The sequence below is a fragment of the Bradyrhizobium zhengyangense genome, from assembly GCF_022012555.1.
GTDB lineage: Bacteria > Pseudomonadota > Alphaproteobacteria > Rhizobiales > Xanthobacteraceae > Bradyrhizobium > Bradyrhizobium zhengyangense.
Genome location: NZ_JAKLTZ010000006.1, coordinates 306,019 through 331,996 on the forward strand (window position 1 = coordinate 306,019; position 25,978 = coordinate 331,996).

Sequence of the window (25,978 nt, forward strand, 5' to 3'; positions counted from 1 at the left end):
CGGCTACGGCAGATTATCCCGCATCAGGATGTCGATGCGAATCTTCTCCTGCTCACTCAAGATCGGTTCGTTACGCGCAAGCGACAGCAGCACGCGCACGGCGGCACGCGCCTCGTGCCCCGGATTCTGCGAGATCGCGACATCCAGCGTGCCCTGCAGCAACAATCTTCGCGTCATCGCCGTGAGATCGTGAGCGATGAAGACGATCTGCTTGTCGCGGCCCGCCTCGGTCAGGGCCGTGGCCACGCCCTGCGTGCCGGCGCCGACATTGTAGAGGCCGATGATATCAGGGTGCTTGGCGAGCAGCCGCGAGATCAGCTGCTGCGAGCGGTCGTCCTCGTCGCGCCCCTCGAGCAGGGGCAGGATGTCGAGGTGCGAAAACTCCGATGCCATCACTTGATTGAAGCCAAAAATGCGCTCGGCGTGGTCGCGCAGGCCCTGCGAACCCGCGATGATGGCGATCTTGCCGGACCTCTGGCCGACCAGCCTTCCGACCAGCGCACCCGCGGTGCGGCCCGCGGCGATATTGTCGATGCCGACATAGTGGTGACGGCGCGAGGACGGCACGTCGGACACCAGCGTCACGACCTTGATGCCACGATCGACCAGATCGTTGATGGCGGCGCGCACGCTCGGATGGTCGAGCGCGACGACGGCGACGCCGTCATACTCGCTCCCGGCGAGCTCCTCCAGCGAGGCCGCCAGCACCGAAGGGTCGAACACGTCGGTGATGACCATCTCAACGGCGAGGCGGCGGGCGGAGAGCCACGCCGACATCTCGCCGAGATAGGCCTGGATCTGCAGCATGAACGGGTTGGCACCGACAGGCATCACGAAGGCAAACCGGCGGGCGCGGCCGCGGGCGAGCTCGGCTGCGGCCACATGGGGCTGAAAGGCGTTGCGCGCGATGATCTCCTGGACACGCCGGACCGTGTCCGGCCGCACGCCGGGACGGTTATGCAAGACGCGATCGACCGTAGCCAAGCTGACACCGGCCTCGCGGGCGATGTCCTTCAGCGTCAGCGCGGCGGAGGCGGTCTCTTCGGCCATGACTGAAGGCTAGCAGAGGCGTTTTGAGGTGCGCAACTCATTTTGAGGGACATGACGGCATTTTCGAGTGCCGGTTGCGCCGGGACTTCGCCTAGCTCTTTGTTTTGACGCGTTTTATTTGCGCTAACCGTTATCCACTTCGCTTGAAAACGCTTCTGCGCGGAGATCGAGCGTCAGGAAGAGACTGTTGGGATCCTCGACATAGCCCTCGAACGGGGCGCAAGGCACGAAGCCGTGGGCCTGGTAGAGCGCATGCGCCGGCTTGAAATAGTCCCAGGAGCCGGTCTCGAGGCTCAGCCGCGTCAGGTCACGCCTGCGCGCCTCGGCGATGATGTGGCGGAGCATCAGGCCACCAAAGCCGCGGCGGCGCGTGGCCTGCAGCGTATGCATCGATTTCACCTCGCCATGCCGGGCCGAGAGCGTCTTCAGTGCGCCCGTCGCGACCAGCGTCTCGCCGTCCCAGCCGGTCCAGAACGCGACGTCGCTGGCGCGAAGTCCGGCGAGATCGAGCGCATGGGCGCTGCCCGGAGCGGTCTGCGCCCGCGCCGCCGTGACGTGATGGTCGAGCAATGCGACGACGCGCGGATCGAAGGTGTCGCCAATGCGAATCTGCATCGTCAGGGCCTCACGTCACTTGCGAGTTGCTTCTGCATGAAGACGAGATCGAGCCAGCGGCCGAACTTGCAGCCGACCTCCGGCATGCGGGCGACCTCGACAAAGCCGAGCGAGGCGTGCAGGCCGAGCGAGCCGACATTGAGAGCCTCGATGCCCGCGATCATGGCGTGCTTATTCAGCGTCGTGGCGCGCTCGATCAGCGCGGCCACCAGGCTGCGGCCGATACCGGCGCGATGATGCCGCTCATCGACATAGACCGAATTCTCCACGGTGTGGCGATAGCCGGGGAAGGGACGGAAGTCGCCGAACGAGGCGAAGCCGACGACGTCCCCGCCCTTCATCGCCACCAGCACCGGATAGCCCGCCTGCTGCCTTGTGCGGATCCATTCGCGCCGCGAGTCGAGATCGGCCGGGCCGTCGGTCCAGACCGCCGTGGTGTTGATCGCGGCGAAATTGTAGATGGCGAGGATGTCCGCGGCATCCTCCAGCGTTGCGTCCCGTACGATCAGCGACATCATAATTTCCCGTAAGATGTGCCGCGCCGCGTGATGATGACGTAGCGGGCATCCTGTTTGGTTTCGTTCTCGAAGGTCACCGCGCGCATCACGTCGAAGTCGAGACAGTCGCCTTCGCGCAGCCGCACCGTCTTGGCGTCGATATGCACGCAGACCGCGCCCTCCAGCATCAGCAGCTGCTGGGTGAAGGCGTTGCGGCCCCAAGGGCTGTAAGGCACACGCGCGCCGGCCGGCATGTCGACGACGATGATCTCGATGCCGCTGGCTGCGTCGACCGGCGAGGCATGGCGCCGCCGGTAGCCGCTTTCGGGATCGCGCCATTGCGGCTGATCGGCGAGCCGCGTCAGCCGCTCCGGCGGCTTCTCCGAGAGAGCGACGACGTCGCTGAGCGAGACGTCGAGCGCTGCGCAGAGCTTGTTGAGCAGCGCCGCGGTCGCGCTGCTCTGCGCCCGCTCCACCCGCCCGATCATGGCCCGGCTGACACCCGAGCGGCTGGCGAGCTCGTTCAAGGTCATGCCGGCCTGCGTCCTCAAGATCTTCAAGCGGCGACCGATCGCGCGGTCGAGTTTTTGCTGGTCCATTTTGTCGTAGGCCTTGGTCTTCATCCAAATTTACCCGACATGAGGACCGCACCCATGAGGGCGACAGCAGCTTAGGCCGGGCGGGCCGTGAATGCCGGACACGAGAGGCTAATATATTAGAATCTTTGCCGGGCCTGTAGCCTTGATTAGAATGCGCGCAACAACGATGAGCGGGAGGCGACGACATGAGCGGACCGACGCAGCGGACGATCAAGGCCAATGGCATCAGCCTCAACGTCGCCGAACAGGGCGAGGGTCCGCTGGTGCTGCTCTGCCACGGCTTTCCCGAAGGCTGGTACTCCTGGCGCCATCAGATCGAGGCGCTGGCGGCGGCCGGCTACCATGCCGTCGCGCCCGACATGCGCGGCTATGGCAAGAGCGACAAGCCCGAGGCGATCGACCAGTACACGATTTTCCATATGATCGGCGATCTCGTCGGCGTGCTCGATGCGTTCGAGGCAAAGAGCGCCATCATCGTCGGCCATGACTGGGGCGCGGGGATCGCTTGGCACGCGGCCCGGCTACGCCCCGACCGCTTTCGCGCCGCCGCCATTCTCAGCGTGCCTTATCGCCCGCGCAGCGACGTGCGCCCGACCAGCGTGATGCCGCAGACTGAGGAAGCCCAGTTCTATCAACTTTACTTTCAGCAGCCTGGCGTCGCCGAAGCGGAGTTCGAAGCGGACCCGCGCAAGACGCTCGCCGCGATGCTGTTCGGGGGCTCCGGCGAGGGCGTCACCGCCATTCGCGCCATGGCGGCTGCGAGCGGCCAGACGTCAAAAGGCGTCGGCATGGTCTCGCGCAAGGACGGCTTGCTGCCGAAAGTGCCGGTGCCGCTGCCGTCATGGCTCAGCGCCGCCGACCTCGACTATTACGCCGCCGAATTCGCCCGCAGCGGTTTTCGCGGACCGCTCAACTATTACCGCAACATCGATCACAACTGGGAGCTGATGGGCGCCTTCGAGGGCGTGAAGGTAACCGTGCCCACGCTGTTCATCGCCGGCGACCTCGACATGGTCATCGCCTTTCCCGGCGCGGCCGAGCATCTCGCCAACATGAAGCAATGGGTGCCACAGCTGCGCGAGATCAAGATGCTGCCGGGTTGCGGACACTGGACGCAGCAGGAGCGGCCAGCCGAGGTGAATGCGGCGCTCGTCGACTTCCTGCGGAGCTTGCCGGGTTGAGCGGCCCCTAGCAGGGCCCCAGCTTGTCGATGCGCTTTTGATGGCGCCCGCCCTCGAAGGCCGTACCCAGGAACGCTTCGACGCATTCCTTTGCCACCACGTCGCCCGTCGTGCGTCCGCCGAGCGCCAGAACATTGGCGTCATTGTGCTGGCGGCACAGCCGTGCGCCGGTGACATCATGCACGAGCGCGCAACGGATATGGGCATGACGATTGGCAGCGATGGAAATGCCGATGCCCGATCCGCAGATCAGGATGCCGCGCCCCGCCCTGCCGTCCTTGATGGCGTCGGCGAGCTTGTGGGCGAAGTCAGGATAGTCGACGGACGCGGCGCTATCGGTGCCGAGGTCCAGCCATGTCACATCGGGCAACGCTGACTTCAGCGCTTCCTTGAGGGCAAAGCCCCCGTGATCACAGGCAATCGCGACCAAGCGCGTGGTTTCGTCGTTGTCGGCCATTTGCTGTCCCGGGGATTGGAGCGGGCGAAGGGAATCGAACCCTCGTATGCAGCTTGGGAAGCTGCCGTTCTACCATTGAACTACGCCCGCCTATGCGCGTGTCCTGCGCCCACCCTGATTAGCCGAGACGGTGTCCGGCGCCAAGCGGTTTGGCGCGTCAGGCCGGACCGATGTTAACGTCCTGGCAAGATTCCAGGTGCGCCGAATTGTGGCAGTGTTATGATTGCTCTGTCGGGGGAGAAACGTGCACTGAGTGGGGCGTGTGCATGGTGGGGCGTGCCTACACGATATTCGACACGGCGATCGGGCGCTGCGGCATCATCTGGAGCAGCACCGGCGTGGTCGCCGTGCAATTGCCCGAGGCGCGGGAGATCGACACTCGCCGGCGGATTTTCCAGATCCATCCCGAAGCGCGTGAGCAGGCGGTGCCTGTCAACACCGAGCTCGCCATTGAGGGCATCGTGGGCCTGCTGCAGGGCAGCGACCCCGATTTTTCCGAGGTCAGCCTCGATGCCGGCGACGTGCCGGCTTTCAACCGGCGAGTCTACGAATACACCTGCACCATCCAGCGAGGGGAGACGCGCACCTATCACGAGATCGCCAAGGCGCTGGGCGCCTCCGGCGCCGCGCATTCGGTGGCGCAAGCGATCGCCAAGAATCCCTACATGATCATCGTGCCTTGCCACCGGGTGCTGGAAGCGGGCGGCTATGCCGACCGGATCTCGCCATACGGCGGGGTGATCTCCAAACGACGGCTGCTGGCGCTGGAAGGCGCCCACCCGATCGCCAGCAAGACGCTGTTCGAGGTGTTGCTGCCCGTTGCCCCGCCGCTGTCCGCCTCCTAAATACTCGGAATGGATGCGACCACGCTGCTGACGACACAGACGATGACGGTCTCCGAGTTTCGCTGCGACGCGGGGCCGGGCGACACCCCGTTTGCCGAGTGCCGCACCGGCCATTCCATCGCCTATGTCCGCTCAGGCAGCTTTGGCTGCCATTGCCGCGCCGGCTTCTTCGAGCTGGTGGCGGGTTCGCTGCTGGTCGGCGCGCCCGGCGAGGAATACACCTGCACGCATGAGCATGTGTCGGGCGACGTCTGCCTCGGCTTCTTCTTCAGCGAGACTCTGGTCGATGCCCTCGGCGGGCGGCGTGAGACCTGGCAGGTTGGGGCGACACCGCCGCTGCCCGAGCTGATGGTGCTGGGCGAGCTTGCCCAGACGGCGGCAGATGGCAACAGCGATTTGGGCCTCGACGAGGTCGGCCAGATTTTTGCGAGCCGCTTTGTTGACGTGGTGTCGGGCAAGCCGCGAAAGCCGGCGACGCCGACGGCGCGCGATCGCCGCCGTGCGGTCGAGGCCGCGTTGTGGATCGACGACAATTCGCACGCGGAGATCGATCTCGAACAAGCTGCACGCCTAGCAGATTTGAGCCCGTTCCATTTCCTGCGGCTGTTCTCCAACGTGCTCGGCGTCACTCCGCATCAATATCTGGTGCGCTCGCGGCTGCGGCACGCGGCACGCCTGCTCACCGACGACGACATCGCGGTCACCGACATCGCCTATGACGTCGGCTTCGGCGACCTCTCCAACTTCGTCCGCACCTTCCATCGCGCCGCCGGCTTGTCGCCGACCAAGTTCCGGCAGGCCTCGAAGGGCAAGCGCAAGATTCTCCAAGAGCGGCTAGCGCTCAACTGACTAGGGTCCTCTCCGGCGCGCGCCACGAGCGGCGCGCTTTGCAATGGAGACGACCATGTATGACCATATCGGATTGCGCGTTGCCGACCTCGACGCCGCCACGCGCTTCTACACCGCGGCGCTGGCGCCGCTCGGTTACGTGCTGTGCTCGAGCGGCGACGGCTATGCCGGCTTCGGGCCGAAGGGCGAGCCGGCGCTCTGGCTGCATCTGAACAAGGGCCGTAAGGCCGACGGCGCACACATCGCGTTTCGCGCCAAGAACCATGATGCCGTGAAGGCGTTTCACCGCGAGGGCCTGAAGAGCGGCGGCCATGACAATGGCGGCGCCGGCCCGCGCAAGGATTACAGTCCGACTTACTACGCGGCGTTCTTGATCGATCCCGACGGCAACAATGTCGAGGCGGTTTGCACGTGAGCTCTCTCCTCCGTCATTGCGAGGAGCCCATGCGACGAAGCAATCCAGGCTGTTTCCACGGAGACATTTCTGGATTGCTTCGCTGCGCTCGCAATGACGGAGGACTTGGCGACCACTTACCGAAATCAAGGATACTTTCATGGCCTCCATCCACAACGACGTCTCCCTCCCCGCCCCGGCCCGCGACGTCTGGGACGCAGTGCGCGATTTTGGCGCGCTGCCTCAGCGGCTGGTGCCGGGCTTCGTCACGGCATGCCGGCTCGACGGCGATGCGCGTATCGTCACCTTCGCCAATGGCTCTGACGCCCGCGAGGTGCTGGTCGATCGCGACGATATCAGGCAGCGGCTGGTTTACGCCATCAACAACGAGCGGCTGAAGCACTACAGCGCCTCGGTACAGGTGATCGCCGATGGCGAGACGAAATGCCGCCTGGTCTGGACCATCGACATGCTGCCGAACGAGCTTGCGACTTACGTGCAGGAGCAGACCAAGGCGGCTGTCGCCGCCATGCACAAAGCATTTCCTGCGTGATCTTTCTCACAGAGCCCGCGCCTCATCGGCCGTAACCATGGCCGCGTGCGTCCTGACGGCCTCGCTCTCCCGGCGGCGCCACGCACGCGAGGAGCATGCCATGAGAGGTGCGGACAAGGTGATCTGCCAGGCAGCTGCCGTGTTGCTGCTGCTTTCGATTTCGAGCGCGCCGGCGAAGGCGCAATTCCTCGGCGGCGGAGGTGCCGGAGGGCAGGACATGATGACCCAGATGGCGCCGATGCTGGAGATGATGAAGGCGAAGATGGGCAAGCGCCGCTTCGCCATGCTGATGCAGACCATGGGCCCGATGATGAGCCGCATGATGGAGAATGGTGGCGGCGGGTTCGGCGGCATGATGGGCGGCGGCATGGGCGGCCTCGCCGGCGGCAATCTCGGCGACGGGTTCGGCGCGCCCAATTACGGCGCCGGTTATGCGCCGATGGGCGGAGGCACAGTCCCGATGGGAATGGGCGGCATGGGCGGCGGCGATATCATGGGCATGCTCGGCGGCGCCGGCGGCGGCGACATGATGGCGATGATCCCGCAGATCATGCGGCTCGCCAATCTCGGCGGTGGCGGCCATCGCCGCCACAAGCATCGCTAGTCGGCGGCCGAGAGCGCCGGACGGACCGACGGTTTCGCTTGGCGCGGCCCCCAGCGCGTCAGCACCACGCTGGAGCATGAGAGCACGCCGAGCACGACCATCGAGCTCGCGGCGAGCCAGAAGAAGCTTTGTGCGGTGGCGTCGTGCGTCGACAACCACCAGCCGCAGGCAGAGATGTAGATCAGCCGCGCCGTCTGCGCCAGCACCGGGCCGATCACCTTGGCTGCACCTTGCGAGGAGAAGTACATCGTCGAGGCGAGGCCGATGAAGGCGTAGAACGGCGCCACCGTCGACAGATATTGATGGCTGGTCGCGCGCACCGTGGCACTATCCGTGAAGATATTGACCCAGAGATCGGGGAACAGCGCGACGAGGCAGGCCGGCGTGCCTACGGCAACGAAAGCGCTGGCGCCTGCGGTCCAGGCGATGCGCCGCGCGCGGGCGATCCGGCCGGCGCCGACCGCCATGCCGATCATCGGTACCGAAGCGATGCCGAACGAGAACGCGATCGAGGTCAGTAGGAATTCGAGCCGCGCGCCGATGCCATAACCGGCAAGGATCGCGGTGCCGAACTTGGCCAGCATGTGGGTGAAGATCGAGATCGTCAGCACCGATTGCAGCGGCGAGAAGCAGGCGATGGCACCGACCTTCAGGATGTCGAAGAACATCACCCATTGGATGTGCAGGCCGCGGAGTTTTGGAACGACGCGGGCGCGGCCGGAAAAGAGATACCAGCCCATCACGCAGATGTTCATGGAATAGGCGATCAGCGCGCCAGCGGCGACGCCGCGCATGCCGAGTTGCGGAAATGGCCCGAGCCCGAGGCCCAGCGTGCCGCCGAGCACGATCTGCCAGACGGCCGAGTTGAGGATGAGAAGCGACGGCAGCCGCATATTGCCGGTGCCGCGCAGCACGCCCGCCATGGTATTGAGCGTCCAAGGCAGCACGGCACCGCCGAAGAACACCTGGGTATAGGCGATCGCATGCGTCAGCACAGTGCCGCGGCCGCCGAGCATCTCGAGCACCTTGGGTCCGAAGATCAGCATGCCGAGCATAAAAACAAGGCCGAAGGTGATGCCGATCAGCAGTGCGTGCGCGGCGAGCGTCCCGGCGCGTTCGCGGTCGCCGGCGCCGAGCGCACGTGCGATGGCGGAAGCGACCGCACCGCCCATGGCACCGCCCGACATTGTCATGGTCAGGATCACTGTCGGAAATACCAGCGCCATCGCGGCCAGCGCTTCCACCCCGAGACGACCGATATAGGAGGTCTCCGCGATCACCACGCAGGTGCCCGCCGAGAGCGCAACCACGTTCGGCCAGGCGAGCCCCAGCAGCGTGCGCAGGATTGGCCCGTCGGTCAGCGCGCTCCGTACGGGGCGCGCGGGCGGCGGTAGCGGACGTTCCTGCTCATCGACCGGGATCTCGGCGACCTCAGTCATTTCCTCTCCCGGACAAATGCGCCATTTGCGGCGTGGCAATGCTTAGGTGCATCAATCAATTTGCTCGCGCGTAAGGCGCGACGAGCACTTGTTAGCACGCTGGTTACCGATTCCTCCTGCGTCAGGTGCAGGCGTGCCCTGCGGCAGCGCATTTCAGCCGGTGGAATTAACCGACCGTCCAAGCCAGCGGCGCGCGGCGGCCTGTCGTTGGGCGAAGGTGTACGTCGATGTGCCGGCCGCATCCGGCGGCGAGTCCCTCGAACATTCCCTCCAGCAACTTGGTGCACGCGCCGTGATAATCGGCGACGTCGTCCATCAGCTTCCAGCTCTGCTGACGGATTTCGAACGTGCCTTCGGATTGCGTGGTCTCGGCCGCGTCATCCTGCGCGGCGAACAGTGCGCCGAGGAAGGACGCGAACTCGCTCGCGCCGCCGCTGCGCATCGCCAGCGGCTCCGCGATCTCATCGAAGAACTGCATGCCGATCAGCTTGCCCGTGATGTGCAGGAGATAGCCGGCATCTTCCGGGCCGAACAGCTGCACCATCACCGGCGCGGCCGTACGGACATATTCCATGGCATAGTTGCGATAGGCCTTTTCCAGCCGCGGCTTCGGCCAACTCGCGACAGGCAGCGCCGGCGCGGCCTTGGCGTCGAACAGCGGCGCTTCGAGATGCCGCGCGTAGACCAGGCGCTGGTCCGGTTCGAGCGGATGGTCGTACTGGTGATAATGACCCTCGAGGCCGTCCTGGCCGTCGACGCTCTGCTTGGTACAGACGAAGCCGAGCCTGAGATCACCGAGCACGACGCCGTTGTTGGCGTGCCAGCCGCGCAGCATCGCGCGGCTAACCTCGCCGGGTACGCCGCAGATCGCCGGGCCCTTCCAGATCCAGCGCGGCGGCGGATAGCGGATCCAGGCCTTGGTGTCGCTCTCGTACATGTATTCGACGTGCACGCCGCCGATCCAGTTGGAGAGATAATGATATTGCGCCGCCGCCACCGCCGGCGGCAGGTGATCGATCCCGAGCTTCCTGAGCCCCGGCAGAAAGCGCTCCTGCTGCTGGCGGCGGAACACGCGGAAGACGAATTCGGCGGCATCGGCCGTGCCGCGCCGGGTGACCACGGTGAGGATCAGACCGGTGAAGTAAGCATGGTAGAGATCGGCCACCGCGCGCCAGCGTTTCCATTGCGCTTCCTGCGCTGTATCTGCTGCGGTCATGTTCACTCCCGATCGTTGTTTTGATCGAGTGTGTCACTGTGCCGGATGACAGGCAACATGATGCGCGCAAGAGGCCCTGCACGACATCAGGTCAATTCCGCATCACGAAGTTTGCGATGCCTTAGCCGCCCGCTCCCGCTCGACGCGCTCGGTGACGTCGCGCGCCATTGCGACCGATCCTTGCACGTTGCCGCCGGCGTCACGCACCAATGCGAAAGTCATTTCGATATAGAGCTTGCGTTCGCTCTTGTGCAGCGCGCGAGTCAGCGTCGGCCGGCCCGCAAGCTTCATCGCGCCGCTCGCAAGCGCGGCTTCAAAACCTTTCCAGTGCGCAGCGCGTAAATGTTCGGGAATGATCAGATCGAGATTCTGGCCGAGCGCGTCTTCTGCGGTGAAGCCGAACAGCGCGGTGGATGCATGATTCCAGCGCGTGATGGTGCCGGAGCGATCGGCATAGATCACCGCGTCGGCGGCGTCGTTGAGGATATTTGCGTCGAGTTGGGATGGATCGGTCATGGCGAGATCTCGTTGGATTTTGCACATCCTGGCACACATTCGATGTCATCGCCCGACCTGAACACCTGATCGGGCGATCCAGTACTCCGAGACAGCGGTGATCAAATCGACAGGCCGCGGCGTACTGGATTCCCCGCTTGCCGCCTACGCTAAAGCTTCGGCGCTCCTGGACCTCAACCTCGGCGAAGCCTTAGCGTAGCCGGTTCGCAGGGAATGACAGCGGAGGACGAAGATACAGCTACACCCGGAAATGCTTGCTCAGCTTCAGGCCCTGCGCCTGATAGTTGGAGCCGATGCGCTGGCCGTACATCGCGTCGGGGCGAGCCAGCATCTTCTCGTAGACCAGGCGGCCGACGATCTGGCCGTGCTCGAGAATGAACGGCACTTCGCGCGAGCGCACTTCCAGCACGGCGCGCGCGCCTTGCCCGCCGGCGCCGGCATAGCCGAATCCGGGATCGAAGAAGCCGGCATAGTGCACGCGGAATTCGCCGACGAGCGGATCGAACGGCACCATCTCCGCGGCGTAGTCGGGCGGGACCTGCACGGCCTCTTTCGACGCGAGGATATAAAACTCGCCGGGATCCAGGATCAGGCTGCCATCAGGACGGGCCGAGATCGGCTCCCAAAAATCTTCCACCGCATAGCCGGAGCGGCGATCGACATCGACGACGCCGGTGTGGCGCTTGGCGCGATAGCCGACGAAGCCACTGCCCTTCTCGCCCGAGAGATCGACCGAGACGGCAACGCCGCCGGTGAGATCGGCATCGTCGATGTCGACGAGGCGCTCGGTGGCATGCAAAGTTTCGAGCGCGTCGGCATTGAGGATGGCATCGCCGGTTCGGAAGCGCACCTGGGACAGGCGCGAGCCTTCGCGCACCAGCACGGGAAACGTCTTCGGGCTGATCTCGGCATAGAGCGGGCCGTGATAGCCGGCGCCGATCATGTCGAAACGACGCGTGCCGTCGGCGATCACGCGAGTGAAGACGTCGAGCCGGCCGGTCGAGCTTTTCGGGTTCGCGGCCGCGACGATCTCCGGCGGCAGCGCGAGGCTCTCCAGCAGCGGCACGATGTAGACGCAGTTGGTCTCGAGCACAGCGCCGTCGGCGAGGCTGAACTCGTGCAGCTTCAACCGGTCGATGCGCTCGGCGACGGTGGCGCCGGGACCGGGCAGGAAGCTCGCGCGCACGCGATAGGCGATGTCGCCGAGGCGCAAATCGAGGCTCGCCGGCTGGATCTGGCTTTCGACGAAATCATAGGCAGGCAGGATGAGGCCCGCTTCCGCCATCGCCGCGATCATGCGGTCGGGCAGGATACCATTGGCGTCGGCGGCAACCGTGAACGTCAACCGGGGGTCCTCATCAGGGGGCACGCACGCCCGGACTTGCGGGAAATACGAGCCTTTTACGGCTATCCGATGGACGCCTTGACGGAAAGGGCATTGCGGAATATGAGCATCACTTATCCCGTGGTGATTTGAGCCGGCCGGCTTGCAGCCACGTTAAATAAGTCGCTAAACAGGCCGGGGACCTCTGTGATCCCGGCCCGTGGAGATATCCAGGCCGGTTTTTTTGTGACCGTTTTCGACAAGACGGTCATATCGGAGGGTTCAATGTCGAAGTCGCCTGCCAGTTACCGCCCCGAAACCCGCCTGGTCCATTCCGGCACCCTGCGCTCGCAATATGGCGAGACGTCGGAGTCGCTGTTTTTGACCCAGGGCTATGTCTACAACAGCGCCGAGGAGTGCGAGGCGCGGTTCAAGGGCGAAGATCCCGGCTTCATCTATTCGCGCTATTCGAACCCGACGATCGCGATGTTCGAGCGCCGCATGATCGAGCTCGAAGGCGCTGAAGCGGCGCGCTCGGCGGCGACAGGCATGGCCGCGGTGACGACGGCGATCCTCGCGCCGCTCAAGGCCGGCGATCATGTCGTGGCATCGCGCGCGCTGTTCGGCTCGTGTCTCTACGTCATTCAGGATCTGTTGCCGCGCTACGGCATCGAGACCACGCTGGTCGACGGCGCCAATCTCGACCAGTGGCAGCGCGCGGTGAAGCCGAACACCAAGACGTTCTTCCTGGAGAGCCCTACCAATCCGACGCTCGACGTGCTCGACATTCCCTCGATTGCCGAGATCGCTCACAAGGGCGGCGCGCGGCTCGTCGTCGACAACGTGTTCGCGACGCCGATCTGGCAGAGCCCGCTCGCGCTCGGCGCCGACGTCGTCGTCTATTCCGCGACCAAGCACATCGACGGCCAGGGCCGGTGTCTGGGCGGCATCATCCTGTCCTCGGAAGCCTTCATCGCCGAGCACATCCACAATTTCATGCGCCAGACTGGCCCGTCGATCTCGCCGTTCAACGCCTGGGTTCTGCTCAAGGGCCTGGAGACACTCGCCGTGCGCGTGCGCGCACAGACCGAGACCGCGGCGCGCGTGGCCGACGTGCTGGCAAGCCATCCGAAGATTTCGCGGCTGGTCTATCCCGGCCGCGAGGATCATCCGCAGGCGGCGCTGGTGAAGAAGCAGATGCGCGGCGGCTCGACGCTGGTGGGCTTCGAGGCCAAGGGCGGCAAGGCGGCAGCGTTCCGCGTGCTCAACGAGCTGAAGCTCGCAAAGATCTCGAACAATCTCGGCGACGCCAAGAGCCTCGTCACGCATCCGGCGACGACGACGCATCAACGGCTGAAGCCCGAGGATCGCGCCGCGCTCGGCATCAGCGAGGGATTCATCCGCTTCTCGGCCGGGCTCGAGCATGCGGACGATCTGATCGAGGATCTGACTGCGGCGCTGGAGAAGGCGTGAGGTGAGCGCGGAATCGTAGGGTGGGTTAGCCCTGCAGATGCGCGAAGCGCATCTGCTCGGCTTAACCCACCACTTCTGTCGCCGCGGAAACTAAGGAGGTGGGTTACGGCTTCGCCTAACCCACCCTACGGCACCGTCGCCTACATCGGCCGATAGGTCCGCACGTCCGCGGGCACGTTCACGCCGAGCTTGAGCTGGCCGACCGAGTGGATGATGTCGTCGCCGAGCAGCTGGGCGAAGCAGGCATAGCCCCAATCGTTCATGTGCAGGCCATCGGCGATCACAAAACTCTCGACCGGAAGGGCCTGCTTCTCGTGCCAGTCGCGCATCACCTCGAAGCGCGGGAAGATGCCGACGTGACGAAGCTCGGCGACCTTGCCGAGCAGCTTCACCATCTTGCCTGCGCTTTCGGGACGCTCGGTGACGCGCGGCGAATATTGCGGATCGACCAGCACGACGTCGGCATCGCCGGCCGCCTGGATGCGGGTGATACCGTCCTCGACCATTTTGGCGGTGTCGCCGGGATCGAGATTGCGCAGCACGGCGTTGGTGCCGACCTGCCAGATCACGAGATCCGGATGCACATCGATCACCTCCTTCTGGAGGCGCTTCATCATCTCGGGCGCATCCTCGCCACCGACGCCGGCATTGATGACGGTGATGTTAGCGGTCGGATATTGCCGGCGCAGCTGCGCGGCGAGGCGGTTCGGATAGTTGAAGTCGGGCGAGCTCGCGCCATAGCCTGCAGTCGAGGACGAGCCGAACGCGACGATCACGACAGGCTGGCCGGCAATGAGCTTGTTCGCGACATGCGGCAGCGAGCCCATCGTCTTCGCGCCGCCCTTTGGCGGCAGGCACGGCACGCGGCTGAAAATATCGCCGGCGGATTTCGCGACCTGCTTCACCTTGTCGATGGCGCGCGAGGTGAGGCCGCGCTGATCGGTGGACTGCGGGGTCGTCGCAGCAACCGTGGTCTGGGACGGCGATGTGGGTGCGGGATTAGCAGCCTGCTGCGGCGCTGGAGTCGCCTGGGCGGCCTGAGCTTGAGCGGGTGCCTGCAGCACAGGCGTCAGCATCAGCAGCATTGCCGCTGCAGGCGCGGCCAAGCATGTCGACAGGCCAAAAGGGCGGAGAGAACTCATTAACGCTAGACCTCAATTTTGCTGCTGGGCCGAGCCCAGATGGGCCGCGTCGAGCACAAACTGCGCCAACGCCCGGCCAATGCAATCATGGACCTGCTTCGCCAGCTCAGGGCCGCGAGAGGGACTGAATAGGTCGAACTGACCCTGATCATTCCACTGCCGCATGATCGCGAAACGATCGAACAGCGGGACATCATGCTCCTGCGCCACAACCCGCATATTGTCGAGATAGGGCGGCGCCGAGATCATGGATTCGGTACGTGGGCTGTACTGCAAATTCATCAAGACGACGTCAGCCCCTGCATTTTGCAGCGCAGCGACCCCATCGGTCACGGCGCCGCGGAAATCATCGGGATCGATCGATCGGATAGCATCCACGGTCCCGGTCTGCCAGATGACCAAAGTAGGTGATTTTGCTTCCATCAGCTTAACGAAGGTTCCGGCGGCCTCCTCCGCCGTCTTCTTGCTCTGTATTTCTACGGATACGTGGACCGTCTCCGAAGGCGGCAGCTTCTCCTTCAAGATGGCTTGCATGCGCGCCGGGTAGGAGCTGTCCTCCGAAAACGGAATGGTGGTGGAGCGGCTGCCGACCACCAGAATCTCAAGCGGCTTGCCTGATGTCACGGCTTCGGCGACCTTGTGGAGCTGGCTCTCGGTGGCGAGCAGATAAGGCGGCAATTCGCAGGCAGCAGGGACCGCGGGCGCAGCATCGTCCGCGCGCGCCGAAGGCGCGGCAAGGTATCCGCACAGCAGGATCAGGCTCAGGAGAACCTTCGCCTTCATCAGCCCCCTCCCGCCAGATCGGCGTTGCCGACGGCGTTTTTGGTTTTTACACCGCTCTTGTCAGCTACGCGCTTGTACCACGAAATCACCCAGGCCATCGCCCACATGATCAGAATTCCGGAGAGGCTAATCAGCGCATGCATGGCAGGGCCGCTCGCGACCTCGGCCAGGATGAAATGGCCGGCAAAGGCCAGGAAGACGCCGAGACAGAATATCTCCAGCGAATGCTGGCCGCACACGATCAGCGGCCGTAACCACGGCGATTTCAGACCCGGCCATTCCCGCGGCAGAAAACGCACGGTGAGCGCGGCCAGCGCCAGGAAATGCGTGAAGCGCAGCACGTCGAGGTCAGTCTTGTCGATCGGATACATCCACTGCTCGATCAGCTTCGGCATGAAGTGCGAGAGCTGCGGGACATACCAGGTCAGCGTCACATAGAACGCCGCGGCGAGATAGGCGATCGAAATCCACATCGTCACGGGCGACGCCAGGATGCGCGACATGCGTCGCGCGCCTCCAAGCGCGCACCAGGCGCCGAACACGAACAGCAACTGCCAGGCAAAGGGATTGAAGGCCCAGAAGCCGTTCGGATAGGCGGAGAAGTAGAGGTCGAACTCCCAGGTCGCGGCGTAAAGCAGCGCCGAGAGCGCGAGCGTGACATCGGGCCGCCACTTCATCGACCACAGGATCAGCGGCAGCGCGAGCATCAGGACGATATAGAGCGGCAGCACGTCCATGTTGACGGGACGGAAGCGCAGCAGCAGCGCCTGCACGATGGTGACGTCGGGCTGCTTGAGAAAATCCATGATGCCCATCTCTTCGGTGTAGAGCGGGTTCTCGAAGCTGGTCGCGACGTAGGAGATTTCGGCGAGGAAGATCGTGAACAGGAAGACGTGGGCGACATAGATCTGCCAGACCCGGCGCAGAACCCGCGCGGTGGCGATGACGAAACCGTTCTCCAGCATCGCGCGGCCGTAGACGAAGGCTGCGGTATAGCCGGAAATGAAGATGAAGATCTCGGTGGCGTCGCTGAAGCCGTAATTGCGGATCGTGAACCAGGTCAGGAGATTCGGCGGCAGATGGTCGATGAAGATCAGCCACAGCGCGAGGCCGCGGAACAGATCGAGCCTGAGCTCGCGCTCGCCGATGGCCGGCAGCGTGATGGCCGGCGCAGCAATGCGCGGCTTGGCGTCGACAGATTTGACCTCCGCAGGCTTGGCGCCAGCGGTTCCCGCGATCGTCGATCCCGTCACTTGATCGGCAATGGTCATTGGGGGCCAAAAACCCTTCCGCAAATCGCGACGTTTCAGGAGTGTACCGGTCCAGGCGCCGCATCGCAAAGCGGCCGGATCACAATTCGGGTCTACTTCCTCGTGAATTCGGGCGGGACGATGTCGCCAGGACGGCCTGCGGCGTTTGGTTCCTGGAGGGGTTTTCGTTATGATGGCAACCATGTACCGCGCCGTGACCCGCCAGATCGAAGTGACCGTCGAGCCGAACTTTGTTCCGGAACAGTCCTCGGCCGACCGCTCGCGGTATTTCTGGTCCTACACCATCGTGATCACCAATTCGGGCGACGAGACCGTGCAGCTCAAGACGCGGCACTGGATCATCACCGATGCCTCGGGCCGGCAGCAGGAGGTCAGGGGCGAAGGCGTCGTCGGCGAGCAGCCGACCCTCGCCCCCGGCGAGCGCTTCGAATACACCTCGGGCGTGCCGCTCTCCACCGCCTCCGGCTTCATGACCGGTCGCTACCTGATGGTCAGCGAAAGCGGCGAACGCTTCGAGATCGACGTGCCGACGTTCTCGCTGGACAGCCCCGACAACAAGCGGGTGTTGAATTAGGGGCGGATGACGGTGCCGGAGGGTGGGCAAAGCGACTTGTCCGCCGTAGCTCGACGAGCGAAGGCGGAAGCGTGCGCTCCTTTGCCCACCCTACGACTTCCCGCTTGCGGCGGGCAGCTCCCGTGCCTACGCGTCCTCGACGCCCGCTTCGTCCGGCGTGAACTCATACACCGAGCTGCAGAACTCGCAGGTCACGACGACCTTGTCGTCCTTGACCATCGCGGAGCGGTCGTCGGGCGAAAAACTCTTCAGCATCGACGCGACTGCGTTGCGCGAGCAGGAGCATTGCGCGCTCAGGACCAGCGGATTGAACACGCGCACGCCGCGCTCGTGGAAGAGACGATAGAGCAGCCGTTCGCCGGAGAGATCGGGATCGATCAGCTCGACATCCTCGACCGTCTCGATCAGCGAGCGCGCCTCAACCCAGGCGTCGTCTTCGGCGACGCTGTGAACCTCAAGGCCCTCGGGCGCATCGCCGGGATGCAGATCGGCCTGCCGCGCGCGCTCCGGCGCCTTCGGCAGGAACTGCATCAGCATGCCGCCGGCGCGCCAGCGGTGCTTGCCGCCGTCGCTCGAGCGCCATTCCTCGCCGACAGCAAGGCGCACGCGCGTCGGGATCTGCTCGGAGCGCAGGAAATATTCGTGGGCGGCGTCTTCCAGGCTGCCGCCGTCGAGCGCAACCAGGCCCTGGTAACGGCTCATGTCCGGCCCCTGGTCGATGGTCATGGCGAGATGACCGCGGCCGAGCAGCGTGCCGGAGTCCCTGGCATCACCGAGGCGTTCGGCATCGAAGCGCGCATAGGCGCGCAGGCGATCGGGCGCCTGATAGTCGACCACCAGGAACGACACCGGCCCGTCAGTCTGGGCCTGCAGGATGAAGCGGCCCTCGAATTTCAGCGCCGAGCCGAGCAGCGTCGTCAGCACGATGGCTTCGCCGAGCAACTTGCCGACCGGTGCGGGATAATCGTGCTTGGTCAGGATCTCGTCGAGTGCGGGGCCAAGCCGCACCAGACGGCCGCGCACATCGAGCGCATCGACCTCGTAAGGCAGCACGGCGTCATCGACGGGAACTGCGGAAGGCGCGCGAACCGGGCCTTCGGGCCTGGTTTTCATGTCAGGGGATTGGGAAACCATGGCGCTTTATCTGGGGTCGAGGGCAGGAAATGGAAGGGGGTGTGAGCAGCAGCACTCTCAAACTCGGTGTCGTCCCGGACAAGCGCAAGCGTAGAGCCGGGACGACAGCGGTGTTTGTGGCCGGCGCGACGCCAACCACCCGCTACTTCACCGCGTCGAAGCACCAGGCCAAAATGCCCTTCTGCGCGTGCAGGCGATTTTCGGCCTCGTCGAACACGACCGATTGCGGACCGTCGATCACCTCGTCGGTGACCTCCTCGCCGCGATGGGCGGGCAAGCAGTGCATGAACAGCGCATCGGGCTTGGCCAGCGACATCAGCTTGGAATTGACCTGGTACGGCTTGAGCACGTTGTGACGGTGCTCACCTTCCTTGTCGCCCATCGACACCCAGGTGTCGGTGACGACGCAATCGGCGCCCTTCACCGCGGCCTCGGGATCGGTGCCGAGCACGATCGGCGCATTGGTCGCCTTGATCCAGTCGCGCATCACCTTCTTCGGGGCAAGCTCCGGCGGCGTTGCGACATTGAGCTTGAACTTGAAGCGCTCGGCGGCATGCGCCCAGGACGCCAGCACGTTGTTGTCGTCCCCGGTCCAGGCCACGGTCCGGCCTTCGATCGGGCCGCGGTGCTCCTCATAGGTCATGAGGTCGGCCATCACCTGGCAGGGATGCGAGCGCCGCGTCAGGCCGTTGATCACGGGTACGGTCGCGTAGGCCGCGAGCTCCAGCAACGCCTCGTGGTTGAGGATGCGGATCATGATGGCATCGACATAGCGCGACAGCACGCGCGCGGTGTCGGCAATGGTCTCGCCGCGGCCGAGCTGCATCTCGGCACCGGTGAGCATGATGGGCTCGCCACCGAGCTGGCGCATGGCGACGTCGAACGAGACGCGCGTGCGGGTCGAGGGGCGCTCGAAGATCATCGCCAGCGTCTTGCCCTCGAGCGGACGCACCGGCTGATGCGCCTTCTGCTTCGCCTTCATGGCGGAGGAGGCCGCGAGCATGCTCTTGAGCTCCGACAGCGGCAGCTCATTGATATCGAGGAAGTGCTTGGGTGCCTTGCTCATCAGCTTGCCGCCCGCTTGTTGCCCGACAGCGCCGTGCAGGCGCGTTCGAGCCTGATGATGCTGTCCTCGATCTCGGCTTCGGTGACGATCAAGGGCGGCAGGAAGCGCACGACATTGTCGCCGGCGCCGACGGTGAGCAGCTTCTCGTTGCGCAGCGCAGCGACCAGATCACCTGATGGCACCACGGCCTTGATGCCGATCAAGAGCCCCTCGCCGCGAATTTCGCTGACGATATCGGGGTGACGGTCGATCACGGAGGCCAGCTTCTGCTTGAGCAGCAGCGACATCTTCTGCACGTGGTCGAAGAAGCCGGGCTTGAGCATGACGTCGAGCACGGCGTTCGCGGCCGCGATCGCCAGCGGATTGCCGCCGAAGGTCGAGCCGTGCGAGCCGGGGCCCATGCCGGCGGCCGCATCCGCGGTCGCCAGGATCGCACCGATCGGGAAGCCGCCGCCGAGCGCTTTCGCCAGCGACATCACATCAGGCGTGACGCCGGTGCGGCGATGGGCAAAGAGCTCGCCAGTGCGGCCCATGCCGGTCTGCACCTCGTCGAACGCAAGCAGCAGGCCTTTCTCGTCGCAGAGCTGACGCAACGCCTTGAGGAAGGTGGGGGTCGCCGGACGTACGCCGCCCTCACCCTGGATCGGCTCGATCAGGATGCCGGCGGTGTGCGGGCCGATCGCCTTCTTCACGGCCTCGATGTCGCCATGCGGGATCTGGTCGAAGCCGTCCATCGGCGGACCGAAGCCTTCGAGATATTTTGCCGAGCCGGTCGCGGCCAGCGTCGCCAGCGTGCGACCGTGGAAGGCGCCTTCGAAGGTGATGATGCGGTAACGCTCGGGATGGCCCTTGGAGAAGTGATGATGGCGGACCAGCTTGATCACGCCCTCCAGCGCCTCGGCGCCGGAATTGCAGAAGAACACGAAGTCCGCAAAGCTCTCGTTGCAGAGGCGCGCAGCGAGCTTCTCACCGTCAGGACTCTGGAACAGGTTCGACATGTGCCAGAGCTTCGTCGCCTGCTCCTGCAGCGCCTTGACCAGCGCGGGATGGGCATGGCCGAGCGCATTCACGGCAACGCCCGAGGTGAAATCGAGATAGCGGTCGCCATTGGTTGCGATCAACCAGACGCCTTCACCGCGCTCGAAACCGATGTCGGCCCTGGCGAAAACGGGGAGCAAATGCGGCGCTGCGCTGTTGGTCATGACGGTCTCTTTAGTGGTCACTCAGGGTGTTTCGGACGGCCTGAACGCGCCTTGCGCAGCGCGTCATTTAGCCCGGAAAACGAAACGTGCCGCCTTTTAAGGGCGGCACGCGCAACTATCTTATGCTTGGCACCACGGGTGTCAATGCCGCCCGGAAAGCCCCAGGAAACGCTGATTCCGTAGTCTTGCGGTGCTAAATTTACGGGATTTTCGCCACGGAACATGTGGAAGCGAGTCGGCGGACTCTTGCGCGTGAGTCACGCCATATTGTAGCGTTTGGCTTGTCAGATACGACATCTCGTGCAGCGGTTCTGATCCCTTAAGTCCTCATGTACCGGCGTAAACGTTCGGGCGCATCTGGTGCGCCCGGCGAGCCTTAAGGGATTCTGGCGGCACGGGTTTTTCGAAGCTTAGGCATTCGTCGTGAGGCCCCAGGATGGCTGGCGCCGGCGAAGGAAAGGGTGCAATGACGGTTTTGACCTGGTCAGATGATCGCGTCGAGCAGCTGAAAAAGCTCTGGGAGGCCGGACTTTCGGCCAGCCAGATCGCCGCTGAGCTTGGTAACGTGACCCGCAACGCCGTGATCGGCAAGGTGCACAGGCTCGGCCTGTCCGGCCGCGCCAAGAGCCCCTCGTCAGCAGCTCCCCGGCCGCGCAAGGCGCGTCCAGCGCAGCACATGATGCGGGTGAGCCGCCCCATCGCACGCGGCAACACCGCGCTGGCGCAGGCCTTCGAGGTCGAGGTCGAGGCCGAGCCTGTTACCTACGACAACGTGGTGCCGATGAGCCAGCGGCTCTCGCTGCTCGAATTGAACGAAGCCACCTGCCACTGGCCGGTCGGCGATCCCTCGAGCCCGGATTTCTTCTTCTGCGGCGGCAAGGCGCTCTCCGGCCTGCCCTACTGCGCCCAGCACTCGCGGGTGGCCTATCAACCGGCGGCCGATCGCCGTCGTGCGCCGGCCAAGCCGAGCACGCGCTGAGCCCAGCTCTAGACGACATCGTCCCGGTACGGACCGGGACGATCGAGACGTAAAAAAGCGCGCCACAAGGCGCGCTTTTTTATTTTGCTTGCTTGCAGCCGCCGTTACGTCTGCTCGGCCTTCGCAAAGCGATCGTCGAGCGCATAGCCTGCGCCGCGGACGGTGCGGATCGGGTCTTGCTCGCGACCGAGATTGAGCAGCTTGCGCAGGCGGCCGATATGCACGTCGACGGTGCGTTCATCGATATAAATGTCGCGCCCCCAGACGCTGTCGAGCAGCTGCTCGCGCGAGAACACGCGGCCGGGATGCTCCAGGAAGAACTCCAGCAGACGATATTCGGTCGGGCCGAGATCGATCGGCCGGCCCGAGCGCGCCACGCGGCGCTTCTCGCGATCGAGCTCGATGTCGCCGAAGGCGAGCACGGTCGCAAGCCGCTCGGGGCTGGCGCGCCGCAGCAGGCCCTTCACGCGCGCGAGCAGCTCGGGCACCGAGAACGGCTTGACTATGTAATCGTCGGCGCCGGTCGCAAGGCCCCTTACCCGCTCGCTCTCCTCGCCACGCGCGGTGAGCATGATGATCGGAAGCTGCTTCGTATCGGAGCGTGCGCGCAGCCGGCGGCACAGCTCGATACCTGATAGTCCCGGCAGCATCCAGTCGAGCACGATCAGATCGGGGATGTGCTCCTTGAGGCGGGTGTCGGCATCGTCGCCGCGCATCACCGTCTCGACGTCATAGCCGTCGCCTTCGAGGTTGTAGCGGAGAAGCTCGGTGAGAGCTTCCTCGTCCTCAACAACCATAATGCGTGCGCCCATGGGCTCGTCGCTCCTTAAGTATTCGGGATCGTCGTGGCGAAGGTCGTCATGTCGCCCTTCGGCCGCTTGTCGGTGATGGCCTGGCCTTCGATCATGTAGAACACGGTCTCGGCGATGTTGGTGGCATGGTCGCCGATCCGTTCGATGTTCTTGGCGCAGAACATCAGATGGATGCAGAACGAGATGTTGCGCGGATCCTCCATCATGTAGGTGAGGAGTTCGCGGAACAGCGAGGTGCAGATGGCGTCGACCTCTTCGTCGCCCTTCCACACCGTCATCGCCGCCGGCAGATCATGCGCGGCGTAGGCGTCCAGCACCGACTTGACCTGCTGCTGCACGAGGTCGGTCATGTGTTCGAGGCCGCGGAACAGTTTGAGCGGATGGAAATCCGTCTCCAGCGCCGCGACGCGCTTGCCCATGTTCTTGGCGAGGTCGCCGATGCGCTCGAGGTCGGTTGCAACGCGCATGGCACCGACGATCTCGCGCAGATCGACCGCCATCGGCTGGCGGCGTGCGATGGTGAGCACGGCGCGCTCCTCGATCTTCTTCTGGAGCGCGTCGAGCTCGGCGTCGATGGTGACGACGCGCTGGCCAAGCGCGACGTCGCGGCGGATCAGCGCATCGACGGAATCGACGATCATGCGCTCGGCGATGCCCCCCATCTCGGCGACGAGGCGCGTGAGCTCCTGGAGGTCGGTGTCGAAGGCTTTTGCGGTATGTTCAGAACCCATGTCCTGTCTCCTCAGCCGAACCGGCCGGTGATGTAATCCTGCGTACGCCGGTCGGACGGCGACGTGAAGATCTTGCTGGTGTCGTCGAACTCGATCAGCTCGCCGAGATACATGAAGGCGGTCTTGTCGGAGACACGGGCCGCCTGCTGCATGTTGTGGGTGACGATCGCGATCGTGTAGTTCTCGGACAGTTCCTGGATCAGCTCCTCGACCTTGGCGGTCGAGATCGGATCAAGCGCCGAGCAGGGCTCGTCGAACAAGATCACTTCAGGCCGCACCGCGACGGTGCGGGCGATGCAGAGGCGCTGCTGCTGGCCGCCCGAGAGCGACAGGCCGGAGGCGTTGAGCTTGTCCTTGACCTCGTTCCACAGCGCGCCGCCGCGCAGCGCCTTCTCGACGCGATCGTCCATCTCGGACTTCGAGATCTTCTCGTAGAGGCGGATGCCGAAGGCGATGTTCTCGTAGATCGTCATCGGGAACGGCGTCGGCTTCTGGAACACCATGCCGACGCGGGCGCGCAGCAAATTGAGGTCCAGCTTGGGGTCAAGGATGTTGGTCTGGTCCAGCATCAGCTGACCGGTGACGCGCTGGCCGGGATAGAGGTCGTACATCCGGTTGAAGATGCGCAGCAGGGTCGACTTGCCGCAGCCCGACGGGCCGATGAAGGCCGTGACGCGGTTGGTGCCGAGCGCCAGATTGATGTTCTTCAGCGCGTGGTGCTCGCCGTAATAGAAGTTGAGGTTGCGCACCGTCACCTTGGCCGGGGCTTCCGGCAGCGGCTGTTGCGACGCCAAATGAGCGTTCGAACTCACGGATACGGAAAGGTCGGTCATTTTGCAGTCCTCTCGGCGCCGAGAATGCGCGCGCCAATGTTCAGGGCAAGCACGGTGAGGGTGATCAACAGCGCACCGCTCCAGGCGAGCTGCTTCCAATAGGCGTAGGGGCTCTGGACGAAATTGTTGATGGTCACCGGCAGGTTCGCCATCGTCTTGTTCAGGCCGAGGCTGAAGAACTGGTTCGACAGCGCGGTGAAGAGCAGCGGCGCGGTCTCGCCGGCGACGCGGGCGGTGGCGAGCAGCACGCCGGTGATAAGACCGGAGCGGGCCGCGCGGTAGGCGATCCGCTTGATCACCAGCGAGCGCGGCAGGCCGAGCGCGGAAGCCGCCTCGCGCAGCGCGTTGGGCACCAGCAGCAACATGTCCTCGGTCGTGCGCAGCACCACCGGGATCACGATGACGGCCAGCGCGAGCGAACCTGCGATCGCCGAGAAACCGCGCATCGGTACCACTACTGCGCCGTAGATGAACAAGCCGATGATGATCGAAGGCGCCGACAGCAGGATGTCGTTGATGAAGCGGATCACCGAGGTCAGCTTGTCGTTGCGGCCGTACTCGGCGAGATAGGTGCCGGCGAACAGGCCGAGCGGCGCGCCGATGCCGACGCCGATCACGGTCATGATCAGCGAGCCGACGATAGCGTTGCGGAGGCCGCCTTCGGTCGAGCCCGGAGGCGGGGTATCAGCAACGAACAGGTCGAGGCTGAGGCCGGCCACGCCGTTATAGAGCAGCGTGATCAGGATCAGCGCGAGCCAGGTGACGCCGAAGGCGGCGGCACCGACGCAGAGCCCGCGAATGACGATGTCCTTGCGGCGGCGGCGTGCGTAAATCGGGTTCATGTTACTTCCCCGCCTTCTTTTCCAGGCGCAGCAGCATCAGCCTGGCGCCGGCGAGCACGAAGAACGTCAGCACGAACAGCAACAGGCCGAGTAGGATCAGGCCGGACTGGTGCAGGCCGTCGCTCTCGGCGAATTCGGATGCGATCGCCGCCGAGATCGTGGTGCCCGGCGCGAAGATCGATGACGAGATGCGGAACGAGTTGCCGATGATGAAGGTCACGGCCATGGTCTCGCCGAGGGCGCGCCCCAGGGCCAGCATGACACCGCCGATGATGCCGACGCGGGTGTAGGGGATCACGACGCTGCGGACGACTTCCCAGGTGGTGCAGCCGACGCCGTAGGCGGCCTCTTTCAGCACCGGCGGCACGGTCTTGAACACGTCGACCGAGATCGAGGTGATGAAGGGCAGCACCATGATCGCGAGGATCAGCGCGGCGTTGAACAGGCTGAGATAGGACGGGGGACCTGCGAAGATCGCGCCCAGGACCGGGATGCCGTCGAAGATCTTGATCATGACGGGCTGGAAGGTGTTGGCCAGGAACGGCCCCAGTACGAAGAAGCCCCACATGCCGTAGATGATCGAGGGAATGCCCGCGAGCAACTCGATGGCCATGCCGATCGGACGGCGCAGCCATTGCGGGCACAGCTCGGTGAGGAAGATCGCAATGCCGAGACCGACGGGAATGGCGATCAGCATCGCGATGAAGGAGGTGACGAGCGTGCCGTACATCGGTCCGAGCGCGCCGAGTACGGGCGGATCCGCCGACGGGGCCCAGCGCTGCGTCCACAGGAATGCGAAGCCGTATTCCTTCATCGCCGGGACGGCGCCGATGATCAGCGAGATGATGATGCCGCCGAGAATGAGGAGAACCGAAATCGCGCTGAGGCGCGTGATCCAGTAGAAGGTGACGTCGCCGAGCTTGAACGCGCTCAAAGCCTTGGCGCGATCATACGGACCGGCGGCATCAATCACATTGCTCTCGACAGCCATATCTGC

At 64.5% G+C, this 25,978-nt stretch carries 29 protein-coding genes, 1 tRNA gene and 1 riboswitch; of the genes, 9 read left to right on the top strand and 21 right to left on the bottom strand.

Annotated features, from left to right (window positions below):
- Window positions 1-3: 3 nt before the first annotated feature.
- From L6639_RS24260 to L6639_RS24275, 4 genes are all read right to left on the bottom strand, one after another.
- Window positions 4-1,050 (bottom strand): LacI family DNA-binding transcriptional regulator, encoded by a 1,047-nt coding sequence (locus tag L6639_RS24260; RefSeq protein WP_237864147.1) that lies wholly within the window; start codon window positions 1,048-1,050, stop codon window positions 4-6.
- Window positions 1,051-1,173: 123 nt separating this feature from the next.
- A complete protein-coding gene (locus L6639_RS24265) occupies window positions 1,174-1,665 on the bottom strand; it encodes a GNAT family N-acetyltransferase (RefSeq protein ID WP_237864148.1) in 492 nt (163 codons plus the stop codon).
- 2 nt (window positions 1,666-1,667) lie between these two features.
- Window positions 1,668-2,180, bottom strand: coding sequence for a GNAT family N-acetyltransferase (locus L6639_RS24270; RefSeq protein WP_237864149.1), 513 nt, complete (start codon window positions 2,178-2,180; stop codon window positions 1,668-1,670).
- Window positions 2,180-2,785, bottom strand: a complete 606-nt coding sequence (locus L6639_RS24275; RefSeq protein ID WP_237864150.1) for a helix-turn-helix domain-containing protein — start codon at window positions 2,783-2,785, stop codon at window positions 2,180-2,182. The genes L6639_RS24270 and L6639_RS24275 overlap by 1 nt, the downstream gene beginning before the upstream one ends.
- 161 nt (window positions 2,786-2,946) lie before the next feature.
- On the opposite strand from L6639_RS24275, the gene L6639_RS24280 reads away from it, so the two are divergent.
- Window positions 2,947-3,942 (top strand): alpha/beta fold hydrolase, encoded by a 996-nt coding sequence (locus tag L6639_RS24280; protein ID WP_237864151.1) that lies wholly within the window; start codon window positions 2,947-2,949, stop codon window positions 3,940-3,942.
- A gap of 7 nt (window positions 3,943-3,949) precedes the next feature.
- Here L6639_RS24280 and rpiB read toward each other — a convergent pair whose 3' ends face one another.
- On the bottom strand, window positions 3,950-4,399 hold the full coding sequence (rpiB, locus tag L6639_RS24285; RefSeq protein ID WP_237864152.1) for a ribose 5-phosphate isomerase B: 450 nt from the start codon (window positions 4,397-4,399) through the stop codon (window positions 3,950-3,952).
- A gap of 16 nt (window positions 4,400-4,415) precedes the next feature.
- Window positions 4,416-4,489, bottom strand: a tRNA-Gly gene (locus tag L6639_RS24290).
- 176 nt (window positions 4,490-4,665) lie between these two features.
- Between L6639_RS24290 and L6639_RS24295 the strand changes: the two genes are divergently transcribed.
- The 5 genes from L6639_RS24295 (at window position 4,666) to L6639_RS24315 (ending at window position 7,644) form a co-directional block, all read left to right on the top strand.
- Entirely contained in the window at window positions 4,666-5,244 is a 579-nt protein-coding gene (locus L6639_RS24295) for a methylated-DNA--[protein]-cysteine S-methyltransferase (protein WP_237864153.1), read from the top strand.
- Between the two features lie 9 nt (window positions 5,245-5,253).
- A complete protein-coding gene (locus L6639_RS24300) occupies window positions 5,254-6,093 on the top strand; it encodes a helix-turn-helix transcriptional regulator (protein WP_237864154.1) in 840 nt (279 codons plus the stop codon).
- A gap of 55 nt (window positions 6,094-6,148) precedes the next feature.
- Window positions 6,149-6,508, top strand: coding sequence for a VOC family protein (locus L6639_RS24305; protein ID WP_237864155.1), 360 nt, complete (start codon window positions 6,149-6,151; stop codon window positions 6,506-6,508).
- A 139-nt stretch (window positions 6,509-6,647) separates the two neighbouring features.
- Window positions 6,648-7,040, top strand: a complete 393-nt coding sequence (locus L6639_RS24310) for an SRPBCC family protein (RefSeq protein ID WP_237864156.1) — start codon at window positions 6,648-6,650, stop codon at window positions 7,038-7,040.
- Window positions 7,041-7,140: 100 nt separating this feature from the next.
- A complete protein-coding gene (locus tag L6639_RS24315; RefSeq protein ID WP_237864157.1) occupies window positions 7,141-7,644 on the top strand; it encodes a hypothetical protein in 504 nt (167 codons plus the stop codon).
- Here L6639_RS24315 and L6639_RS24320 read toward each other — a convergent pair.
- From L6639_RS24320 to L6639_RS24335, 4 genes are all read right to left on the bottom strand, one after another.
- Window positions 7,641-9,083, bottom strand: a complete 1,443-nt coding sequence (locus L6639_RS24320) for an MATE family efflux transporter (RefSeq protein WP_237864158.1) — start codon at window positions 9,081-9,083, stop codon at window positions 7,641-7,643. The two genes, L6639_RS24315 and L6639_RS24320, sit on opposite strands and share 4 nt — an antisense overlap.
- Before the next feature lie 166 nt (window positions 9,084-9,249).
- On the bottom strand, window positions 9,250-10,299 hold the full coding sequence (locus L6639_RS24325) for a hypothetical protein (RefSeq protein WP_237864159.1): 1,050 nt from the start codon (window positions 10,297-10,299) through the stop codon (window positions 9,250-9,252).
- 102 nt (window positions 10,300-10,401) lie between these two features.
- On the bottom strand, window positions 10,402-10,815 hold the full coding sequence (locus L6639_RS24330; protein ID WP_237864160.1) for a PAS domain-containing protein: 414 nt from the start codon (window positions 10,813-10,815) through the stop codon (window positions 10,402-10,404).
- Window positions 10,816-11,053: 238 nt separating this feature from the next.
- The gene (locus tag L6639_RS24335) at window positions 11,054-12,160 is read right to left on the bottom strand and encodes a 2'-deoxycytidine 5'-triphosphate deaminase (protein ID WP_237864161.1); all 1,107 of its coding nucleotides are present in this window, start codon (window positions 12,158-12,160) and stop codon (window positions 11,054-11,056) included.
- A gap of 110 nt (window positions 12,161-12,270) precedes the next feature.
- A riboswitch (SAM riboswitch) is annotated at window positions 12,271-12,350 on the top strand.
- 74 nt (window positions 12,351-12,424) lie between these two features.
- Between L6639_RS24335 and L6639_RS24340 the strand changes: the two genes are divergently transcribed.
- Complete coding sequence (locus L6639_RS24340) at window positions 12,425-13,612, top strand: O-succinylhomoserine sulfhydrylase (RefSeq protein ID WP_237864162.1); 1,188 nt, start codon at window positions 12,425-12,427, stop codon at window positions 13,610-13,612.
- A 140-nt stretch (window positions 13,613-13,752) separates the two neighbouring features.
- On the opposite strand, the gene L6639_RS24345 is transcribed toward L6639_RS24340, so the two are convergent.
- The 3 genes from L6639_RS24345 to L6639_RS24355 are packed head-to-tail and all read right to left on the bottom strand — an operon-like array spanning window position 13,753 to window position 16,808.
- Window positions 13,753-14,754, bottom strand: a complete 1,002-nt coding sequence (locus L6639_RS24345; RefSeq protein ID WP_237864163.1) for an SGNH/GDSL hydrolase family protein — start codon at window positions 14,752-14,754, stop codon at window positions 13,753-13,755.
- A 12-nt stretch (window positions 14,755-14,766) separates the two neighbouring features.
- On the bottom strand, window positions 14,767-15,537 hold the full coding sequence (locus tag L6639_RS24350) for an SGNH/GDSL hydrolase family protein (protein ID WP_237864164.1): 771 nt from the start codon (window positions 15,535-15,537) through the stop codon (window positions 14,767-14,769).
- Window positions 15,537-16,808 carry an OpgC domain-containing protein gene (locus L6639_RS24355; RefSeq protein WP_237864165.1) on the bottom strand — a complete coding sequence of 424 codons (1,272 nt, stop codon included), beginning with the start codon at window positions 16,806-16,808 and terminating at the stop codon, window positions 15,537-15,539. Before L6639_RS24355 ends, L6639_RS24350 begins: the two co-directional genes overlap by 1 nt.
- Window positions 16,809-16,989: 181 nt before the next feature.
- Here L6639_RS24355 and apaG point away from each other — a divergent pair, with 181 nt between their 5' ends.
- Entirely contained in the window at window positions 16,990-17,382 is a 393-nt protein-coding gene (apaG, locus tag L6639_RS24360; RefSeq protein WP_237864368.1) for a Co2+/Mg2+ efflux protein ApaG, read from the top strand.
- A 126-nt stretch (window positions 17,383-17,508) separates the two neighbouring features.
- Here apaG and L6639_RS24365 read toward each other — a convergent pair whose 3' ends face one another.
- The 3 genes from L6639_RS24365 to L6639_RS24375 all read right to left on the bottom strand — a co-directional run bounded on the left by L6639_RS24365 (window position 17,509) and on the right by L6639_RS24375 (window position 20,784).
- Entirely contained in the window at window positions 17,509-18,516 is a 1,008-nt protein-coding gene (locus L6639_RS24365; RefSeq protein ID WP_237864166.1) for an Hsp33 family molecular chaperone, read from the bottom strand.
- A 142-nt stretch (window positions 18,517-18,658) separates the two neighbouring features.
- Entirely contained in the window at window positions 18,659-19,582 is a 924-nt protein-coding gene (gene argF / locus L6639_RS24370; RefSeq protein WP_237864167.1) for an ornithine carbamoyltransferase, read from the bottom strand.
- Window positions 19,582-20,784, bottom strand: a complete 1,203-nt coding sequence (locus L6639_RS24375; RefSeq protein ID WP_237864168.1) for an aspartate aminotransferase family protein — start codon at window positions 20,782-20,784, stop codon at window positions 19,582-19,584. Before L6639_RS24375 ends, argF begins: the two co-directional genes overlap by 1 nt.
- Window positions 20,785-21,250: 466 nt before the next feature.
- Between L6639_RS24375 and L6639_RS24380 the strand changes: the two genes are divergently transcribed.
- Complete coding sequence (locus L6639_RS24380; protein WP_237864169.1) at window positions 21,251-21,763, top strand: GcrA family cell cycle regulator; 513 nt, start codon at window positions 21,251-21,253, stop codon at window positions 21,761-21,763.
- A gap of 104 nt (window positions 21,764-21,867) precedes the next feature.
- Here L6639_RS24380 and phoB read toward each other — a convergent pair whose 3' ends face one another.
- From phoB to pstC, 5 genes are read right to left on the bottom strand one after another with little or no spacing between them, the layout of a single operon-like run.
- On the bottom strand, window positions 21,868-22,575 hold the full coding sequence (gene phoB, locus L6639_RS24385) for a phosphate regulon transcriptional regulator PhoB (protein WP_195801068.1): 708 nt from the start codon (window positions 22,573-22,575) through the stop codon (window positions 21,868-21,870).
- A gap of 14 nt (window positions 22,576-22,589) precedes the next feature.
- Window positions 22,590-23,306 (bottom strand): phosphate signaling complex protein PhoU, encoded by a 717-nt coding sequence (phoU, locus tag L6639_RS24390; protein WP_237864170.1) that lies wholly within the window; start codon window positions 23,304-23,306, stop codon window positions 22,590-22,592.
- A gap of 11 nt (window positions 23,307-23,317) precedes the next feature.
- Entirely contained in the window at window positions 23,318-24,139 is an 822-nt protein-coding gene (pstB, locus tag L6639_RS24395; protein ID WP_237864171.1) for a phosphate ABC transporter ATP-binding protein PstB, read from the bottom strand.
- A complete protein-coding gene (gene pstA / locus L6639_RS24400) occupies window positions 24,136-24,981 on the bottom strand; it encodes a phosphate ABC transporter permease PstA (protein ID WP_237864172.1) in 846 nt (281 codons plus the stop codon). Before pstA ends, pstB begins: the two co-directional genes overlap by 4 nt.
- Before the next feature lies 1 nt (window position 24,982).
- The gene (gene pstC / locus L6639_RS24405) at window positions 24,983-25,972 is read right to left on the bottom strand and encodes a phosphate ABC transporter permease subunit PstC (protein ID WP_237864369.1); all 990 of its coding nucleotides are present in this window, start codon (window positions 25,970-25,972) and stop codon (window positions 24,983-24,985) included.
- Between the last annotated feature and the right edge of the window lie 6 nt (window positions 25,973-25,978).

What these genes read in the sequence shown, in the direction of transcription:
- argF (WP_237864167.1), bottom strand. Translation starts at nt 19,582, where the DNA reads ATGAGCAAGGCACCCAAGCACTTCCTCGATATCAATGAGCTGCCGCTG.
- L6639_RS24330 (WP_237864160.1), bottom strand. Translation starts at nt 10,815, where the DNA reads ATGACCGATCCATCCCAACTCGACGCAAATATCCTCAACGACGCCGCC.
- L6639_RS24340 (WP_237864162.1), top strand. Translation starts at nt 12,425, where the DNA reads ATGTCGAAGTCGCCTGCCAGTTACCGCCCCGAAACCCGCCTGGTCCAT.
- L6639_RS24315 (WP_237864157.1), top strand. Translation starts at nt 7,141, where the DNA reads ATGAGAGGTGCGGACAAGGTGATCTGCCAGGCAGCTGCCGTGTTGCTG.
- rpiB (WP_237864152.1), bottom strand. Translation starts at nt 4,399, where the DNA reads ATGGCCGACAACGACGAAACCACGCGCTTGGTCGCGATTGCCTGTGAT.
- pstB (WP_237864171.1), bottom strand. Translation starts at nt 24,139, where the DNA reads ATGACCGACCTTTCCGTATCCGTGAGTTCGAACGCTCATTTGGCGTCG.
- L6639_RS24270 (WP_237864149.1), bottom strand. Translation starts at nt 2,180, where the DNA reads ATGTCGCTGATCGTACGGGACGCAACGCTGGAGGATGCCGCGGACATC.
- L6639_RS24320 (WP_237864158.1), bottom strand. Translation starts at nt 9,083, where the DNA reads ATGACTGAGGTCGCCGAGATCCCGGTCGATGAGCAGGAACGTCCGCTA.
- L6639_RS24295 (WP_237864153.1), top strand. Translation starts at nt 4,666, where the DNA reads ATGGTGGGGCGTGCCTACACGATATTCGACACGGCGATCGGGCGCTGC.
- L6639_RS24300 (WP_237864154.1), top strand. Translation starts at nt 5,254, where the DNA reads ATGGATGCGACCACGCTGCTGACGACACAGACGATGACGGTCTCCGAG.
- L6639_RS24305 (WP_237864155.1), top strand. Translation starts at nt 6,149, where the DNA reads ATGTATGACCATATCGGATTGCGCGTTGCCGACCTCGACGCCGCCACG.
- phoU (WP_237864170.1), bottom strand. Translation starts at nt 23,306, where the DNA reads ATGGGTTCTGAACATACCGCAAAAGCCTTCGACACCGACCTCCAGGAG.
- phoB (WP_195801068.1), bottom strand. Translation starts at nt 22,575, where the DNA reads ATGGGCGCACGCATTATGGTTGTTGAGGACGAGGAAGCTCTCACCGAG.
- L6639_RS24355 (WP_237864165.1), bottom strand. Translation starts at nt 16,808, where the DNA reads ATGACCATTGCCGATCAAGTGACGGGATCGACGATCGCGGGAACCGCT.
- L6639_RS24350 (WP_237864164.1), bottom strand. Translation starts at nt 15,537, where the DNA reads ATGAAGGCGAAGGTTCTCCTGAGCCTGATCCTGCTGTGCGGATACCTT.
- L6639_RS24365 (WP_237864166.1), bottom strand. Translation starts at nt 18,516, where the DNA reads ATGGTTTCCCAATCCCCTGACATGAAAACCAGGCCCGAAGGCCCGGTT.
- L6639_RS24260 (WP_237864147.1), bottom strand. Translation starts at nt 1,050, where the DNA reads ATGGCCGAAGAGACCGCCTCCGCCGCGCTGACGCTGAAGGACATCGCC.
- L6639_RS24380 (WP_237864169.1), top strand. Translation starts at nt 21,251, where the DNA reads ATGACGGTTTTGACCTGGTCAGATGATCGCGTCGAGCAGCTGAAAAAG.
- L6639_RS24345 (WP_237864163.1), bottom strand. Translation starts at nt 14,754, where the DNA reads ATGAGTTCTCTCCGCCCTTTTGGCCTGTCGACATGCTTGGCCGCGCCT.
- pstC (WP_237864369.1), bottom strand. Translation starts at nt 25,972, where the DNA reads ATGGCTGTCGAGAGCAATGTGATTGATGCCGCCGGTCCGTATGATCGC.
- L6639_RS24265 (WP_237864148.1), bottom strand. Translation starts at nt 1,665, where the DNA reads ATGCAGATTCGCATTGGCGACACCTTCGATCCGCGCGTCGTCGCATTG.
- L6639_RS24280 (WP_237864151.1), top strand. Translation starts at nt 2,947, where the DNA reads ATGAGCGGACCGACGCAGCGGACGATCAAGGCCAATGGCATCAGCCTC.
- L6639_RS24375 (WP_237864168.1), bottom strand. Translation starts at nt 20,784, where the DNA reads ATGACCAACAGCGCAGCGCCGCATTTGCTCCCCGTTTTCGCCAGGGCC.
- L6639_RS24310 (WP_237864156.1), top strand. Translation starts at nt 6,648, where the DNA reads ATGGCCTCCATCCACAACGACGTCTCCCTCCCCGCCCCGGCCCGCGAC.
- apaG (WP_237864368.1), top strand. Translation starts at nt 16,990, where the DNA reads ATGTACCGCGCCGTGACCCGCCAGATCGAAGTGACCGTCGAGCCGAAC.
- L6639_RS24275 (WP_237864150.1), bottom strand. Translation starts at nt 2,785, where the DNA reads ATGAAGACCAAGGCCTACGACAAAATGGACCAGCAAAAACTCGACCGC.
- pstA (WP_237864172.1), bottom strand. Translation starts at nt 24,981, where the DNA reads ATGAACCCGATTTACGCACGCCGCCGCCGCAAGGACATCGTCATTCGC.
- L6639_RS24325 (WP_237864159.1), bottom strand. Translation starts at nt 10,299, where the DNA reads ATGACCGCAGCAGATACAGCGCAGGAAGCGCAATGGAAACGCTGGCGC.